Source organism: Aurantimonas endophytica (assembly GCF_014196845.1).
Classification (GTDB): Bacteria; Pseudomonadota; Alphaproteobacteria; order Rhizobiales; family Rhizobiaceae; genus Aurantimonas; species Aurantimonas endophytica.
Genome location: NZ_JACIEM010000002.1, coordinates 229,074 through 244,584, shown reverse-complemented (window position 1 = coordinate 244,584; position 15,511 = coordinate 229,074). Strand labels below are relative to the sequence as shown.

15 protein-coding genes are annotated in these 15,511 nt (G+C 67.9%); 7 read left to right on the top strand and 8 right to left on the bottom strand.

The genetic code is table 11. The features are described 5' to 3' along the window. Positions 1–4: 4 nt before the first annotated feature. Positions 5–1,063: a sugar phosphate isomerase/epimerase family protein gene (locus GGR03_RS08900; RefSeq protein ID WP_183207289.1), complete on the bottom strand. Its 1,059-nt coding sequence runs from the start codon at positions 1,061–1,063 to the stop codon at positions 5–7. Positions 1,064–1,194: 131 nt separating this feature from the next. Next, positions 1,195–2,229, bottom strand: a complete 1,035-nt coding sequence (locus GGR03_RS08895) for a LacI family DNA-binding transcriptional regulator (protein WP_183207288.1) — start codon at positions 2,227–2,229, stop codon at positions 1,195–1,197. 193 nt (positions 2,230–2,422) lie between these two features. Here GGR03_RS08895 and GGR03_RS08890 point away from each other — a divergent pair, with 193 nt between their 5' ends. Then, positions 2,423–3,337 carry an aldo/keto reductase gene (locus tag GGR03_RS08890; RefSeq protein WP_183207287.1) on the top strand — a complete coding sequence of 305 codons (915 nt, stop codon included), beginning with the start codon at positions 2,423–2,425 and terminating at the stop codon, positions 3,335–3,337. Positions 3,338–3,346: 9 nt separating this feature from the next. After that, a complete protein-coding gene (locus GGR03_RS08885; RefSeq protein ID WP_183207286.1) occupies positions 3,347–4,177 on the top strand; it encodes a DUF6064 family protein in 831 nt (276 codons plus the stop codon). Here GGR03_RS08885 and GGR03_RS08880 read toward each other — a convergent pair. Then, a complete protein-coding gene (locus GGR03_RS08880; RefSeq protein WP_183207285.1) occupies positions 4,152–4,925 on the bottom strand; it encodes a hypothetical protein in 774 nt (257 codons plus the stop codon). The genes GGR03_RS08885 and GGR03_RS08880 overlap by 26 nt on opposite strands. Before the next feature lie 291 nt (positions 4,926–5,216). On the opposite strand from GGR03_RS08880, the gene GGR03_RS08875 reads away from it, so the two are divergent. Beyond that, positions 5,217–7,118 (top strand): AMP-binding protein, encoded by a 1,902-nt coding sequence (locus GGR03_RS08875; protein WP_183207284.1) that lies wholly within the window; start codon positions 5,217–5,219, stop codon positions 7,116–7,118. Positions 7,119–7,121: 3 nt separating this feature from the next. On the opposite strand, the gene GGR03_RS08870 is transcribed toward GGR03_RS08875, so the two are convergent. Next, positions 7,122–7,688 carry a histidine phosphatase family protein gene (locus tag GGR03_RS08870; RefSeq protein WP_183207283.1) on the bottom strand — a complete coding sequence of 189 codons (567 nt, stop codon included), beginning with the start codon at positions 7,686–7,688 and terminating at the stop codon, positions 7,122–7,124. A 194-nt stretch (positions 7,689–7,882) separates the two neighbouring features. Between GGR03_RS08870 and argB the strand changes: the two genes are divergently transcribed. Next, positions 7,883–8,779, top strand: coding sequence for an acetylglutamate kinase (gene argB / locus GGR03_RS08865; protein ID WP_183207282.1), 897 nt, complete (start codon positions 7,883–7,885; stop codon positions 8,777–8,779). 4 nt (positions 8,780–8,783) lie between these two features. Here argB and GGR03_RS08860 read toward each other — a convergent pair whose 3' ends face one another. Further along, entirely contained in the window at positions 8,784–9,686 is a 903-nt protein-coding gene (locus GGR03_RS08860) for an EamA family transporter (RefSeq protein ID WP_183207281.1), read from the bottom strand. Positions 9,687–9,775: 89 nt separating this feature from the next. Between GGR03_RS08860 and GGR03_RS08855 the strand changes: the two genes are divergently transcribed. Continuing rightward, complete coding sequence (locus GGR03_RS08855) at positions 9,776–10,495, top strand: pyrimidine 5'-nucleotidase (protein ID WP_183207280.1); 720 nt, start codon at positions 9,776–9,778, stop codon at positions 10,493–10,495. Positions 10,496–10,550: 55 nt separating this feature from the next. Here GGR03_RS08855 and GGR03_RS08850 read toward each other — a convergent pair whose 3' ends face one another. From GGR03_RS08850 to GGR03_RS08840, 3 genes are all read right to left on the bottom strand, one after another. Beyond that, positions 10,551–10,868, bottom strand: a complete 318-nt coding sequence (locus GGR03_RS08850) for a hypothetical protein (RefSeq protein ID WP_183207279.1) — start codon at positions 10,866–10,868, stop codon at positions 10,551–10,553. Positions 10,869–10,968: 100 nt separating this feature from the next. Next, positions 10,969–12,480: a serine protease gene (locus GGR03_RS08845; protein WP_246367755.1), complete on the bottom strand. Its 1,512-nt coding sequence runs from the start codon at positions 12,478–12,480 to the stop codon at positions 10,969–10,971. Between the two features lie 184 nt (positions 12,481–12,664). Beyond that, positions 12,665–13,837 (bottom strand): DNA recombination protein RmuC, encoded by a 1,173-nt coding sequence (locus tag GGR03_RS08840; RefSeq protein ID WP_183207277.1) that lies wholly within the window; start codon positions 13,835–13,837, stop codon positions 12,665–12,667. Between the two features lie 142 nt (positions 13,838–13,979). Between GGR03_RS08840 and def the strand changes: the two genes are divergently transcribed. Both def and fmt read left to right on the top strand, forming a co-directional pair. Beyond that, positions 13,980–14,498, top strand: a complete 519-nt coding sequence (def, locus tag GGR03_RS08835; RefSeq protein ID WP_183207276.1) for a peptide deformylase — start codon at positions 13,980–13,982, stop codon at positions 14,496–14,498. 2 nt (positions 14,499–14,500) lie between these two features. After that, on the top strand, positions 14,501–15,469 hold the full coding sequence (fmt, locus tag GGR03_RS08830; RefSeq protein WP_183207275.1) for a methionyl-tRNA formyltransferase: 969 nt from the start codon (positions 14,501–14,503) through the stop codon (positions 15,467–15,469). Positions 15,470–15,511: the final 42 nt, after the last annotated feature.

Genomic DNA, 15,511 nt, shown 5'->3' with positions numbered 1-15,511 from the left:
TCCCTCAGCCGCCGATGCCGAGCATGCGGCGGTTGGCCGCCTCGTCAGTCCCACCGGAGGCGAAATCGTCGAAGGCCTTGTCGGTGACCTCGATGATGTGCGCGGCGATGAAGGGCGCGCCCTCGGCCGCGCCCTGCTCGGGCGATTTCAGGCAGCACTCCCATTCGAGCACCGCCCAGGAATCGTAGTCGTGTTCCGCGAGCTTGGAGAAGATGCCGGCGAAATCCACCTGGCCGTCGCCCAGCGAGCGGAAGCGGGCCGCCCGCTTCACCCAGGGCTGGTAGCCGGAATAGGCGCCCTGCCGGCCAGTCGGATTGAACTCGGCGTCCTTGACGTGGAAGGCGCAGATTCGCTCGTGGTAGATGTCGATGAATTCGAGGTAATCGAGCTGCTGCAGCACGAAATGCGACGGGTCGTAGTTGATCTGGCAGCGCGGATGATCGCCGCAGGCTTCAAGGAACATCTCGAACGTGGCGCCGTCGAAGACGTCCTCGCCCGGATGGATCTCGTAGCCGACGTCGCATCCCGCCGCGTCGAACGCGTCGAGGATCGGCACCCAGCGCTTCGCCAGTTCCTCGAACGCGGTGTCGATCAGCCCGGCCGGCCGCTGCGGCCAGGGATAGAGGAATGGCCAGGCGAGCGCGCCTGGGAAGGTCACGTGGCTGGTGAAGCCGAAATTCGCCGAGGCTTTGGCCGCCAGCTTCAGCTGGTCGACCGCCCATGCCTGTCGGGCCTTCGGGTTGCCGCGCACTTCCGGCGCGGCGAAACCATCGAAGGCCTCGTCGAAGGCCGGATGCACCGCGACGAGCTGGCCCTGGAGATGGGTCGACAGATCGGTGATTTCGACACCGGCCTCGCGGCAGATGCCGGTGATCTCGTCGCAATAGTCCTTGGACTCGGCCGCCTTCTTCAGGTCGATCAGCCGCGCGTCCCAGGTCGGGATCTGTACGCCCTTGTAGCCGTGCCCGGCGGCCCAGCCGGCGATCGACTTCAGGTCGTTGAACGGCGCATCGTCACCGGCGAACTGGGCGAGGAAGATCCCCGGCCCCTTCATCGTCTTCATGATTGCCCTCCCAGGCGCCTGTCCATCGGCGGCGCGATCGATTTCCTCCCATCGCGCCAAACGTGCCCGGACCCTCGCACAGGCCCAGAAGGTTTTGAAGTGCGTAGCTCAAAAAATTCCATAACCGGCGATCAGGGCAGGTTCTCGCGCAGGAAGATGTCGATGCGGATCCGCTCCTGCTCGGCGATGATCGCCTCGTCGAGGCCGCGTGACAGGAGCAGTCGGGCGGCCGAGCGCGCCTCGTGTCCGGGGTTCTGGGCAATCACGGCGTCGGCGGTGCCCGAGAGCAGCAATTCGCGCGAGAGCGGCGTCAGCTCATGCGCGACGAAGACGAGGCGCGGCGTCTTGCGTGCGGCTTTGAGCGCCGTCGCGACGCCCTGGTTGCCGGCGCCGGCATTGTAGAGCGCCACGAGATCAGGGTGGGTCTTCAGGAGGTCGCGCACGGCCGTCTCCGCAAGTTCGCGGTCGTCGCGCATCTCCATGACCGGCAGGATGCGAAGCCCGGGGAACTCCCGGCCAAGCAGTTGCGAGAAGCCGAAGCAGCGCTCCATGTGGTCGCGCAGCGACAGCGACCCGACGAGGACGCCGACGCTGCCCTTCTGCCCGGCAAGGAAGCGCCCGAGCAGCATCGCCGCCGTGCGGCCGGCGGCGCTGTTGTCGATGCCGACGAAGCGCAGGCGCCGCGAGGCCGGCACGTCGGAGACGAGCGTCACCACCGGCACGCCGTCGGCGACCAGCCGGTCGATGGCGGCCCGCACCAGCGGATCGTCCAGCGCCACCACCGCCACGCCGTCATAGGCGCGGGGCAGTTCGTCGAGCGCCGTCGCCAACGCCTGCGGGTCGAAGACGTCGACCTCGACCCGGTCGACGAAGGCGCGGTTGCGTGCCAGCCAGTCGCCCATCGTGGCGATGTGGGAGGCGAGATCCTGCATGAAGGCGTTGGTGCCGGTGGGCAGGACGAAGCAGAAGCGATGGCGCGAGCGCCGCGCAAGACCCGCCGCCAGCGGGTCCGGCCGGTAATGCAGCCTGGCCATCGCGTCGCGGACCTTGGCGACGGTCTTGGCCTTGACGTTGGGGCGGCCGTTGATGACCCGGTCGACGGTGGCACGCGAGACGCCGGCCTCGCGGGCGACGTCGACCAGGGTACTCTGCGGATGGTCCTCCATGGCGCGGACGCTAGCCGGGATTGGTTGAGCTACGCAACTCAAAATGCGCCTCGCGGCGCCATCGGGCGCAGGCAGAGACACGGCTGGTCAAGTGCTGTTGATCGGGTGAACGCGGCCGAGGCTGCAACCTGGCTGGCCAGGGGCGGTTGCACCAGCACGGCACGTACTCAGCAAGGAGACAGGGATGGCGGGAATGGATCGACGGCGCTTCATCGGTGGCGCGGCAGCGGGCGCAGCGGCCCTGGCGACATGGCCGCGCGGCGCCCGGGCGCAAGCCGAGGCGCCCTTCGCCAAGCGTATCCCGTCCTCGGGCATGGCCCTCCCCGTCATCGGCCTCGGCACCTGGATCACCTTCAATGTCGGCGAGGATCCGGCAGCCCTGGCGCAGCGGACCGACGTCATGCGCGCCTTCTTCGAAATGGGCGGCGGCATGATCGATTCCTCGCCGATGTATGGCTCGGCCCAGGCGACGGTCGGCCATGGCCTGCGCGAGATCGGCATTCCCGAGATGCTGTTTGCCGCCGACAAGGTATGGATATCCGATGCCGACGACGGCCCGGCGCAGATCGCCGAGACGCAGGCGCTCTGGGGCGTGCCGCGCTTCGGCCTCATGCAGGTCCACAATCTTCTCGGCTGGGAAGGCCATCTCGACACGCTCGAGGCGATGAAGGCGGAAGGGCGCATCGGCCATGTCGGCATCACCACCTCGCACGGGCGAAGGCACGACGACATCGAGGCAATCATGCGCGAGCGGCCGATCGACTTCGTCCAGCTGACCTACAACATCGCCGACCGGGAGGCCGAGGCGCGGCTCCTGCCGCTGGCCGCCGAGCGCGGCATCGCGGTGATCGCCAATCGGCCGTTCCGCCAGGGCGCGCTGGTCGACGCGGTGCAAAGCGCGCCGCTGCCGGCCGTCGCGGCCGAGATCGGCGCAGCGAACTGGCCGCAATTCCTGCTGAAGTTCATCGTGTCGCATCCCGCCGTCACCGTCGCGATCCCGGCGACGCGACGCGTCGGGCATCTGCGCGAGAACATGGGTGCCGCGCAGGGCCCGATGCCGGACGCGGCGCTCAGGGCGGAGATGGCGCGCGCCTTCGAGAGCCTGTAAGGCCCAACCATGCTCGATGATCTGACGACCTACCGGCTCCAGGACTTTCTGCTGTTCGACGCCGCCACCTATGAGGGGTTGTTCGCCCAGATGAACGGCGCGTTCTGGCTGCTGCCGGCGGCGACCGTGCTGGCAGGGCTCGCAACGCTCGTGGCCATCAGGATGAAGGTCTGGGCCGCCATGCGCATCGCCGCCGCGGTGATGGCCGCCGCCTTCGCGCTCTCGGCCACGCTGTTCTTCCTCGGCGTCTACGCGACGATCAACTGGGCGGCGGTCTACCCGGCATGGCTCTTCTTCGGCCAGGCCGGACTGCTCGTTCTGCTTGGGACCCTCGCCGGGCGGCTCGAACCGTTGGTCGACCGGAATTCGCCGCGGGCGCTGGTCGCCACGATCGTCACGATGCACACGCTGCTCGTCCATCCGCTGGTGGCGTCCGCCACCGGCCGCGCGTTCGACGGCCTCGAATGGTTCGGCCTCGCGCCCGATCCGACCGCCATGGCGACGCTGGGGCTGCTCGCCTTCACCCGCTCGCGCTGGCGCTTCCTGCTGGCGCTGGCGCCGGTGCTGTGGCTGACGGTGAGCTTCCTGACGCTGTGGACGCTGGAGCTCGACGGCCAGGCGGCCGTACTGGCGGCCGGCTCGGTGCTCGGCGTCGTCGCGCTGTTCCTGCCGGCATCGGCGAAGAGCGGGCGGGTGTCACCGGCGGCGCAGCCCGGCGCAGCGCAGGAGAGCCGCCCAGCGGCGGCCGGAACGCGCCGTCCGGCTCGCCAGCCGAAGCAAGCGGCACCCGCGACGCTGGTGCCCAGCGCCCCGGTCAGAAGCGATACCAGACGGCGCTGATCAGCCCCCGCTCCCGCAAGGCGTTGTGGCCAGCGACCGTCGCGAAGGCGCCGGCCTGGAGGGACCAGCGGTCGTTGAGATCGTAGACGAGCGACCCCTGCGTCTTGTGATAGGCGTAGCTATCGCCGTCCCCGCCGGCGGAGATGGTTGAGAAGCTTTGCGCCAGCAGCAGGATGTCGTCCCACGGCCTGATGCCGAAGGTGAGGTCGAGCCTGACCTCGTCGGGACCGTCGCCGAGTGCCAGGCGATAGCCGGCCTGGGTGTCGACGAAGGCGGGATAGTCCCCGAGCGAGAAGCCGTAGCCGGCCAGCAGCCGCGGCTCGATCTGCGGCGCGGTCCAGTCGAGGCCGGCAAAGCCCTCGTCGCCGACGGCCTGGGCCCGTTTCAGCCGGCCCGAGAGCTGGCCGGAGACGACGATCCCGTTGTCCTCGAACAGAGCCAGGCGGGCGCCGAGCGAGGCGTCGAACAGTGCAGGCCGCGCCGCCGGCAGGTTGCCGTCGCGCTCACCGCCGAATTCCCCGGTGCCAAGCAGGGTCAGGCTGTCGGTCAGGCCGTATTCCAGCAGCAGGCTGACCGTGCCCTTCTCGAAATCCGGTCGCTCGGCGATATTTGCCTGCGCATCGAAGATGCTGTCGGCCGTCGAATAGAGGCCGGTGACGATCGCCTGGCCGGTTCCTTTCGGCAGGGTCCAGGCACCGCCCAGCGCATCCGTCGGCGCGGTTGCGGCCGCGAGGATCAAGGCCAGCAAGGCAGCACGTCTTCCTGTCCGTCGCGACATCTGCCGGCCCGCCCACAACCTGAACGGGGATCGATGCTGCAGCGGCTGCGGGGTTCTGGCAACGGGAAAGAGCGCAGTGCGCTGCCGAATATTCCCTTAGGGAAGAAGGTGTCGCTTCCGGGTGACTCCGCACTCGTTGCGGACGGCTATCGACGTTGTGGCTGAGGCGAAAGCAGCAGTTCCGTTCCGCTCGACGGCCCGATAGATTGCGGGCGACACGAAGACCGGCGGCAAGCCGGCGGCGCGTCGGGGAGGAACCGCATGACCAGCCGCTACCACGAGACCTATGCCACTTGGCGCCGCGACCCGGAGGGGTTCTGGCTCGCCGCTGCAGAGGACATCACCTGGACACGGAAGCCGACGCGGGCTTTCGACCCTGCCGCCGGCGTCTACGGGCACTGGTTCCCGGACGGCGAATGCAACACCTGTTTCAACGCGCTCGACCGGCATGTCGAGGCGGGGCGCGGCGACGCCATCGCGGTGATCCACGATTCCGCCATCACAGGGCGCCAGCGGCACATCAGCTATCGCGACCTTCTGCGCGAGGTTCAGGCGCTCGCGGCGTCCCTCGCCGATCTCGGCGTCGGCAAGGGCGACAGGGTTCTCATCTACATGCCGATGGTGCCGGAGGCGATCGTCAGCATGCTGGCCTGCGCGCGGGTCGGAGCCATCCATTCGGTGGTGTTCGGCGGCTTCGCCGCGCCGGAATTGGCGACGCGCATCGACGACGCGACGCCGAAGGTGATCCTGTCGGCATCCTGCGGACTCGAGCCGACCCGTAAGGTCGAATACAAGCCGCTGCTCGACCGGGCGATCGACCTTGCCGCCCACAAAGTCTCCGCGACGATCATCCTGCAGCGCCTGGAACTCGAGTGCAGCATGGTCTCGGGCCGCGACCATGACTGGGCCGCCCTGCGCGCGGCGGGCCTGGCGGCGATCGACGCAGGCCGGGACGTTCCCTGCGTGCCAGTCAAGGCGACCGACCCGCTCTACGTCCTCTACACGTCCGGCACGACCGGCAAGCCTAAGGGCGTGGTGCGGGACAATGGCGGCTACATGATCGCGCTGTCCTGGTCGATGCGGGCGATCTTCGACACCGACGAAGGCGAGACCTTCTTCTGCGCCTCGGATGTCGGATGGGTGGTCGGGCATTCCTACATCGTCTACGGGCCTCTGCTGCGCGGCGCGACGACCATCCTCTACGAGGGCAAGCCGGTCGGCACCCCGGATGCCGGAGCGTTCTGGCGCGTTGCTGCCGAGCATGGCGCCAAGGCCCTGATCACCGCGCCGACGGCGATAAGAGGGATGCGGAAGGAGGATCCGGAAGGCCAGCTGCCGGCGCGCTACGATCTGTCGAAATTCGAGGCGCTGTTCCTCGCCGGGGAGCGTGCCGATCCCGAGACGCTGATCTGGGCCGAAGAGGCGCTGGGTTGCCCGGTGATCGACCATTGGTGGCAGACGGAATCCGGCTGGCCGATCGCCGCTAACCCGAAGGGGCTCGGCCTCTTGCCGGTCAAGCGGGGCAGTCCCGGCGTCGCCATGCCGGGCTTCGACATCCGGATCCTCGACGCGTTCGGCCAGGCGGTCGAAGCCAACGAGATGGGCGCGATCGCGCTGAAGCTGCCGCTGCCGCCCGGCGCGCTGCCGAGCCTCTGGAACGCCGACGACCGGTTCCGCGAAAGCTATCTCGAGGCCTATCCCGGTTACTACTCGACCTCCGATGCCGGGTTCGTCGACGAGGAAGGCTATGTCTACGTGATGGGCCGCACCGACGACGTCATCAACGTCGCCGGCCACCGCCTGTCGACCGGCGAGATGGAGGAGGCGGTCGCCGGCCATCCGGCTGTCGCCGAATGCGCCGTCATCGGCATGCGCGACGAACTGAAGGGCGAACTGCCCTGCGGCTTCGTCGTCCTGAAGAACGCCAGCCGTCAGGATCGCTCGGAAATCGAGCGCGAGCTGGTCGCCCTGGTGCGCGACCGGATCGGGCCGGTGGCGGCGTTCAAGCGCGTCATCGTGGTGGATCGGCTGCCGAAAACGCGTTCGGGCAAGATCCTGCGGCGCACGATGAAGGCGATCGTCGACAGGGACGAATTCGACATGCCGGCGACGATCGAGGACCCGGCGGCGATCGACGACGTGAAACGGGCGGTGGAAGGCTGAGCTTTATTCCGGGCGGATGCGGCCGGCAACGCCGATCCCGCCATCCGGATCGAGGCGGATCAGCACGATCTCGCCCGAAGCCGGGAAGATGTCGGTCAGCGCGGTGATGTTCACCTGATGGGTGACCAGCACGGCCTTCCGTCCGGCCGCGTCGAGCCCGGTGAGTCGCGCCTTCAGCGCTGCGGTCTGGTCGGGCGCCGTCTGGCGGTTCTGGAAGAACGTGTCGATCGCCGGCTCGGAGGTCACGGGTCCGACGCCGAGCAGTTCGGCGGTCTCGCTCGAACGGCACCAGCGGCTAGTCAGCACGACATCGACGGCAACGCCGTTGCTGCGCAGACGCTCGCCGATCTGCCGCGCCTGCCGGCGCCCAGCCTCTGAAAGGTTGCGCTGCGTGGCGCAATCGCCCAACGCGAATCCCGCCGGGTCGCCGGTCCCCGGGGCGAGCGCGTGGCGCATCAGGAGATGCGTGCCCGGTGCCCGCGCCTGAAGCCAGCTGTCCTGCGCGAAAGCGGGCAAGGCGGCGAGAACGAAGAGGGCGCAAAGCACCAGGCGGTTGAAGATGGTGGGCATGCGGGCTCCCTCGGATGTCGCCTGAGGATAAGTTGGCCGCGAAACACGCCCTGCCAGCGATTCTCGCCATATTCGCGCCCGAGCGACACTCTGGCGCAGCTCGCCGTCTTTGCTGCGCCGTCGCGTGGGTAGTTTCGCTTCCCGCCGTTTCCAGCTAGAAGCCGCCGGCACGCCATAAGCAGGGCAGACCGTTCATGACCCAAGCCTCCACCGAAAACGGCGAAAGCCGCGCCCGGGTGCTCGCCGAGGCCCTGCCCTTCATGCAGGCCTACGAGAACAAGACCGTCGTCGTGAAGTATGGCGGCCATGCCATGGGCGATCCCGAACTCGGCAAGGCCTTCGCCCGCGACATCGCCCTGCTCAAGCAGTCCGGCATCAACCCGATCGTCGTGCATGGCGGCGGCCCGCAGATCGGCCGCATGCTGACCCAGCTGGGGATCGAGTCGCGCTTCGAGGGCGGCCTGAGGGTCACCGACGAGGAGACGGTGAAGATCGTCGAGATGGTCCTCGCCGGCTCGATCAACAAGGAGATCGTCGCGCTGATCAACGCCGAGGGCGAGTGGGCGATCGGGCTCTGCGGCAAGGACGGCAACATGGTCTTTGCCGAGAAGGCCCGGAAGACCGTCGTCGATCCCGACTCCAACATCGAGCGGGTGATCGATCTGGGCTTCGTCGGCGAACCCGTCGAGGTCGACCGGACGCTGCTCGACCTCCTGGCGCGCTCCGAGATGATCCCGGTGATCGCGCCGGTCGCGCCCGGCCGCGACGGCGCCACCTACAACATCAACGCCGACACCTTCGCCGGCGCCATTGCCGGCGCGCTGCAGGCCTCGCGCCTCCTGTTTCTCACCGACGTGCCGGGCGTTCTCGACCGCAGCGGTCAGCTGATCAAGGAACTGTCGGTCGCCGAGGCGCGCAGCCTGATCCGCGACGGGACAATTTCCGGCGGCATGATCCCCAAGGTCGAGACCTGCATCGAGGCGATCGACCGCGGCGTCGACGGCGTGGTCATCCTCAACGGCAAGACCCGCCACGCGGTGCTGCTGGAACTTTTGACCGAGCACGGGGCGGGCACGCTGATCGTGCGCTGACCCGTCAGGTCGCCGCGCCGAGCAGCGTCAGGATCGAGGCCCCGATGATCAGGCAGCCGACGAGCTCGAGCCGGGCGATCTTCTCGCGGAACCAGAACACCGACGAGGCGAAGGTGAAGACCAGCTCGATCTGGCCCAGCGCACGGACATAGGCGACCTTCTCCAGCGTCATCGCAGTGAACCAGCCGGCCGAGCCGGCCACCCCGACCAGACCGACGAGCAGCGCCGGCCGCCAGGCGCGCGCGACGGCGGCGAGCTCGGCCCGGTCGCGCAGCAGCATCCAGGCGAGCATCACCAGCGTCTGGATGCCGGTCGCGAAGACCAGCGTGGTCGCCGCCCGGATCAGCACGCCGCCATCCTCCAGCGACAGGGACGCGCCGCGAAAGCAGACGGCCGAGATACCGAAGAGCGCGCCCGAGAGGACGCCGATCCCCGCCTCGCGCGAGAACAGCGCCTTGCCGATCCTGACATTCCCGCGCCCCGCGACCGAGATCAGCGCGACGCCGAAGGCGCCGGCGAGGATCGCGGCGAAGGCAAGCCAGGTGACGGTCTCGCCGAGCAGGATCAGGCCGAAGATCGCCGCCTGCACCGGCTCGGTCTTGGAATAGGCCGTGCCGACCATGAAGTTGCGGAAGGCGAAGAGATAGACGAGCAGGAAGGTGGCGAGAATCTGCGCCACGCCGCCGACCGCAACGGCCACGAGGAAGGTCGCGTTGGGCGTGGGGATGGAAGGATCGCCGACGACCAGCAGCGCCAGAAGATAGAGGACGGCGAAGGGAAAGCCGAAGCCGAAGCGCGCGAAGGTGGCGCCTGTCGACCCCATCCGCCCCTTGAGCTGTCGCTGCAGGCCGGAGCGCAGGTTTTGCAGGAAGGCGGCGGCGATGGTAATGGGGATCCAGAGCGGCACGGCGGACCTGTCAGGTTTGCTTCAGGCTTCCGCTCCACCATTCGGCGGCGCTTGGCAAGGCCGCCTTAGATTCGCACCCCTCGGAATTCATGACCGCACACAACACGATTCGCCAGACGGCCGAGGCGACGCCTCAGGATTTCGCCAATGTGCGCGACTGGGTGTTCGACCTCGACAACACGCTCTATCCGCGCCACTCGAACCTGTTCTCGCAGATCGACCTGCGGATGACGGAATTCGTCGCCGAGTTCCTGTCACTGCCGCCGGACGAGGCGCGGGTCGTCCAGAAGGATTTCTACCGCCGTTACGGCACCACGCTGCGCGGGCTGATGCAGGAGCACGACGTCGATCCGGATGCGTTCCTGCAATATGTCCACGACATCGACTATTCCTGGATCGACCCAGATCCGAGCCTCGGCGACGAGATCAAGGCGCTGCCGGGCCGCAAATTCATCTTCACCAATGGCGATCGCGGCCATGCCGAGAGGGCGGCGCGCCAGCTCGGCATTCTCGACCATTTCGAGGATATCTTCGATCTGGTGGCGGCCGGCCTGGTGCCGAAGCCGGCGAGCGAGACCTACGACAAGTTCATGGGCCTGCATCGGGTGGATGCCGGCCGCGCGGTGATGTTCGAGGATCTGGCGCGCAACCTGGTAGTGCCGAAGGCGCTCGGCATGCAGACCGTGCTGATCGTGCCGAACAATCTCGAGGAGACGTTCGGCGAGATCTGGGAGCACGAGGGCCGGGACGGCGAACACATCGACTACGTCACCGACGATTTGAAGACGTTTCTGCGCTCCATCCGCTGATGGTCAGGCCGGGGCGAAGCCGCGGCCTGAATTGGCGACTGCCTCCCGGAAGTCCTTACTCGCCGAGAAGCGAACGGCCCCGTTGGGCGAGCCCCTCATCCGCATCGGCAGGCGAGCTCCCTTTGTCCGGCTCGACCGACTTGTCGCCGTCGCTGCCGCCATTCTGCTCGAAGATCGACGCCATCTGCTCCTGGCCGTTCGGCGCAATACCCGCCTTGGCGCTTTCGCGCTCGCGCCGGCTCTGCGTGTCGCTGTCGCTGCGGTCCGCCGGCCCGCGGGTCTCGTCGAGCGCGATATGCTCGAGCGTGTCCTTGTCTTGCTGACCGCGGATCAGCGTCGAGTCGGAATCTTGGTAGGCCATGATCTGCTCCAATTGCGTCGAGGCCCAGCCCCATACGAGGCGCAACGGGCGAACGCCGCAAGGCGTTCCGCGCAGCGATGCCGGATAAGGCCTTGAGTGAAACCGGAAGGGCTTACCCGCCGACGCAGATGACCGGGAAGATCGAGTCCTTCACCTCGGCCGTGGCATCGGGAACGCTGGCCAGCGCCTCGTTCGGGTCGGCCGGTTCGAATTCGATGCCGTTGGCCGAAAGGAACGCCGTCGCGGCGCCCGGACGGATCGCGAAGTTGATCGACTGCGGGATGTCGCCCGTCGCATCCGCCACCGCGACCGCGTTCAGCTTTGCCGTCACCACGCCGACGACTCGGCCGGCGAGATCGATCAGCGGACCGCCCGAATTGCCGGGCTGGACGGGAGCCGAGATCTGCAGATAACGCTCGTCGTTCATCAGCCCCAGGAGCGAGGAGACGTTGCCGCGGGTGACGTTGAGCGAATCTGCCAGGATCGAGCGAAGCGGGAAACCGAGGGCGAGGATGTCTTCGCCGAGCCGGGGCTTCGCAGTCGAAATCTCCAGCGGCTCGCCGAGCGCCCGGTCGACCTTGATCAGCGCCAGATCGTTGGCCGGGTCGATGATGGTCTGCGAAACGACGTCGCTCTGCCCGACGAGAACCGTCGTGCAGGCATTGACGACATGCGCGTTGGTCAGCAGCCAGCCGTCGCGCGAGACGAGGAAGCCGGAACCGGCCATGTCGAAGGCAGGTGCCGGCGGCACTTCCTGCGGCACGCTCTCGCCGGGTACCTCGAAGAGGTTCGGCTGGGCCGGATCGATGGAAGCCATGGCATAGCGCGCGTCGGCGGCCCCGCCCGCGCCCTGCTCCCGCTTGCGGGCAAGGAGCGAAGAGAAGGGATTGGGCTCGTTCGCGGCGACGACCGGAGCCTGCGGCTCGCCGGCGAACGGGTCGAACAAATTCGACGCGACCACGACGTAAGGCGCAAGGCGGTCCGCTTCGTCGGCCACGTAGGATGCCGAGAAGCCGCGAAGGTCGGTACCGCGGGCGGCGAAGCGCATGTAGTAGCTCCTGCCGGCTTCCTTGCCGCGGACAACGAACCACTCTCCCCCGAACGTCGCATCGGAGACGGTGCGGCTGCCAGTCGGCTCGCTCAGGACCTCGAACAGCCCGTTGAGGGTCTGGCCTGTATCGGCGATGCGGATCGTCTCGACCTCGATGCCGTCGTCCGCCGAGCGCCAGACATTGCCGACTTCTGTCTCGCCGCGATCCTCTGCCAGCGAAAGCGGAAGCAGGATCCGGGCGCCCGTCGCCGCGTCGTCGACCAGCGTCGCGCCGAGACTCCGCTGGGCGTTGTCGGAGAGGTCCACCAGCAGCTTCAGCATCGGCTCGTCGATGATGCCGGTCGCAGCCATGCCGTGGCGGGCCTGGAAATCGCGGATAGCCCTGAGGGAGGTTGCACCGATGGTGCCGTCGAAAGCGCCGACATAGTCACCGGTCCAAGCAAGACGCGTCTGCAGCCCCTTGCGGAAGGCGGCGTCCGTCTGGGCGTTATAGGCCAGCGCCAGTTCGGAGGGCTGCGCGGCGGGTGCCTGCGACATCACCGGCGTTGCCGCCAATGCCGTCGCTGCAAACAAGATTTTGGCCCCGCGCCACATGTCATCCCCCTTTTGACGAAACGGTGACAGCCGAAGTAACGCGGTCAGTTTCGTTTGGTTGCGGAAGACTTTTACTTTTTCTTAAGACGGTTGCGTATGCAATTTTCCGTGCGGTGAATCGCTCACACGAAGTTGAACAAGACTTCAGTGCTTTGCCGGCCCGTCAGACGGCGGCGCTCCTAGGCGGCAAGGCGTTCGGGCCGGCCTCGTCGCCCAGCCCGACGGCCTCGATCCGCTCGCCCCGACGCATGAGCTTGTCGGTGGACACGAGGATCTGGTCGATGTCGCGCCCGGCCTGGCCGAAATGGCCCTTCAGCGCCGTGACGCGGGCGTCGAGACGCGCCAGATCCTCCGCGAGGAGGCGAACTTCCTGCTGGATGCGGCCGGCTTCGGCCCGCATCCGCGAGTCCTTGAGGATTGCCTGCACGACCTGGATCGACAGAAGCAGCAGCGAGGGCGAGACGATGACGACCTGGGCGCGATGCGCCTTCTGCACCACGTCCTCGAAATGCTCGTGCAGATCGGCGAAGACGGCTTCCGAGGGCACGAACAGGAAGGCCGTGTCCTGCGTCTCCCCGGGGATCAAATATTTCTCGGCGATCGCCTTCACATGCACGTCCATGTCGCGTCGCATGCGGCTCGCGGCAAAGGCCCGCGCATCATCGGTGCCGGCCTCGCGCAGCGCCGAGAACGCCTCCAGCGGAAACTTCGCGTCGATGGCGAGGCTCGGGGCGCCGTTCGGCATGCGGATCAGGCAATCCACCCGCTTGCCGTTGGAGAGCGTCGCCTGGAAGGAATAGGCGGCGCTCGGCAGCGCGTCGGCGACGATCGCCTGCATGCGCCCCTCGCCGAAGGCGCCGCGCGACTGCTTGTTGGCCAGGATGTCCTGCAGCCGGACGACCTCGCCGGCGAGGCCGCGGATCTCGCCCTGCGCCCGGTCGATGACGGCGAGGCGCTCCGCCAGCGCCGTGAGCGAGGCCTTGGTGTCGTGCGTCGTCTGCAGGATCGACTGCCCGACGCGGGAGGTGAGCCCGTCGAAGCGTTCGGCCAGCGTGCGGGTGAGGTCCGCCTGACGCGCGCCGAAGATTTCCGCCATGGTCTGCATGCGTCCGGTGATCTCGGCCTGGGACTTCAGCACCGCGTCCAGCCGGTCGGCGGCCTCCGCCTCCCGCTCGGCTGCCTCGCCTGCCCGGCCGGCAAGACGCGCGGCCCTGCGCCAGAGAAAGAAGAACAGGAGGGCGATCCCGGCCAGCGCGATCTCGGTCGGCATGACCGGGTGACCGAAGAGGCTGCCGACGGGTCGGGCGAGGTAATCGGCGAAAGCGGCACTGTCCATGTCGCGACCCTAGCGGCGATTCGTAAACGAATCGGATCAAAACAGGAACATCGTCGCATGACCATTCGTAACTAGCCAGCGCGGCAGCTCCCGGACTGCAAGTACGATTGACCGGCCTGACGCCAGCGATTACCTGAGCGCCATGACGATCCGACCCCTCATCATTCTCCCCGATCCGATCCTTCGCCAGGCGTCCAAGCCCGTGGAGCGCGTCGATGCCGCGGTCAACAGCCTCGCTGACGACATGCTCGCGACGATGTACGACGCGCCCGGTATCGGCCTCGCGGCCATCCAGGTGGGCGAGCCGCTGCGGCTGCTCGTCATCGACGTCGCCAAGGAGGACGAAGAGAAGGCGCCGCGCGTCTACCTCAACCCGGAGATTCTTGCCCAATCGGACGAGATGAACGTCTACGAGGAAGGCTGCCTGTCGATCCCCGATTATTATGCCGAGGTCGAGCGGCCGGCCGGCGTGACCGTCCGCTATCTCGGGCTCGACGGCAAGCTGCACGAGGAGAAGGCGGACGGCATCCTCGCCACCTGCCTGCAGCACGAAATCGACCATCTCAACGGCGTCCTGTTCATCGACCACATCTCCAAGCTGAAGCGCGACATGGTGGTGAAGAAGTTCACCAAGGCGGCGGCCCGCAAGACCACGGCCTGAGGATGAGCCTGCGCGTCGGCTTCATGGGGACCCCGGCTTTCGCCGTCCCGACACTGCAGGCGATCGTCGCGGGAGGCCACGACGTCGCCGCGGTCTACACCCAGCCGCCCCGCCAGGCTGGCCGGCGCGGCCTGACGCTGACCCCATCGCCCGTGCAGGTGGCGGCCGAGCAACTCGGCCTCGCCGTGCGCAGCCCGATCAATTTCCGCGACCCGGCCGACGTGGAATCCTTTGAGGCGCTTGGTCTCGATGTCGGGGTGGTGGTCGCCTACGGCCTGCTCCTGCCGCAGGCGATCCTCGATGCGCCGCGCTTCGGCTGCCTCAACGGCCACGGCTCGCTCTTGCCGCGCTGGCGCGGCGCAGCGCCGATCCAGCGGGCGATCGAGGCCGGCGATGCCGTCACCGGCATGATGGTGATGCGGATGGAAGCCGGTCTAGACACCGGCCCCGTCGCCCTGACCGCCGAGACGCCGATCGGCGAGACCGAGACGGCGGGCGAGCTGCACGACCGTTTGGCAGATATCTGCGCGCGGCTGATGGTCGAGGCGCTGGCGAAGCTCGAGGCCGGCACGCTCACCTTCGAGGATCAGGACACCCTCGCCGCGCGCACCGGCCGCGAGCCCGTCTATGCCCGCAAGCTGACCAAGGCCGAGGCGGCGATTGACTTCGGCGGCGAAGCGGAAAGCATCGCGCGGAAGATCAACGCGTTTGCCCCGGCGCCGGGCGCGTTTGTCGAGATGACGCTCGGCGGCCCCACCGAGCGGGTGAAGATCCTTCGCGCCCGGGCAGAGGCAGGTTCAGGCGACGCCGGCACGACGCTCGACGACCGGCTGCTCGTTGCCTGCGGCACGGGCGCAATTCGGCTTCTGGAGCTGCAGCGAGCGGGGGGCCGGCCGATGCCGGCGGAAGAATGGCTTCGCGGCACTGCCGTCGCGGCCGGAACCGGGCTCGTGGCGGCCGGCACGCCGTAGGGCCGAGACGGCCACGCGGTTCCGGTCACCGCCGCATCCGTG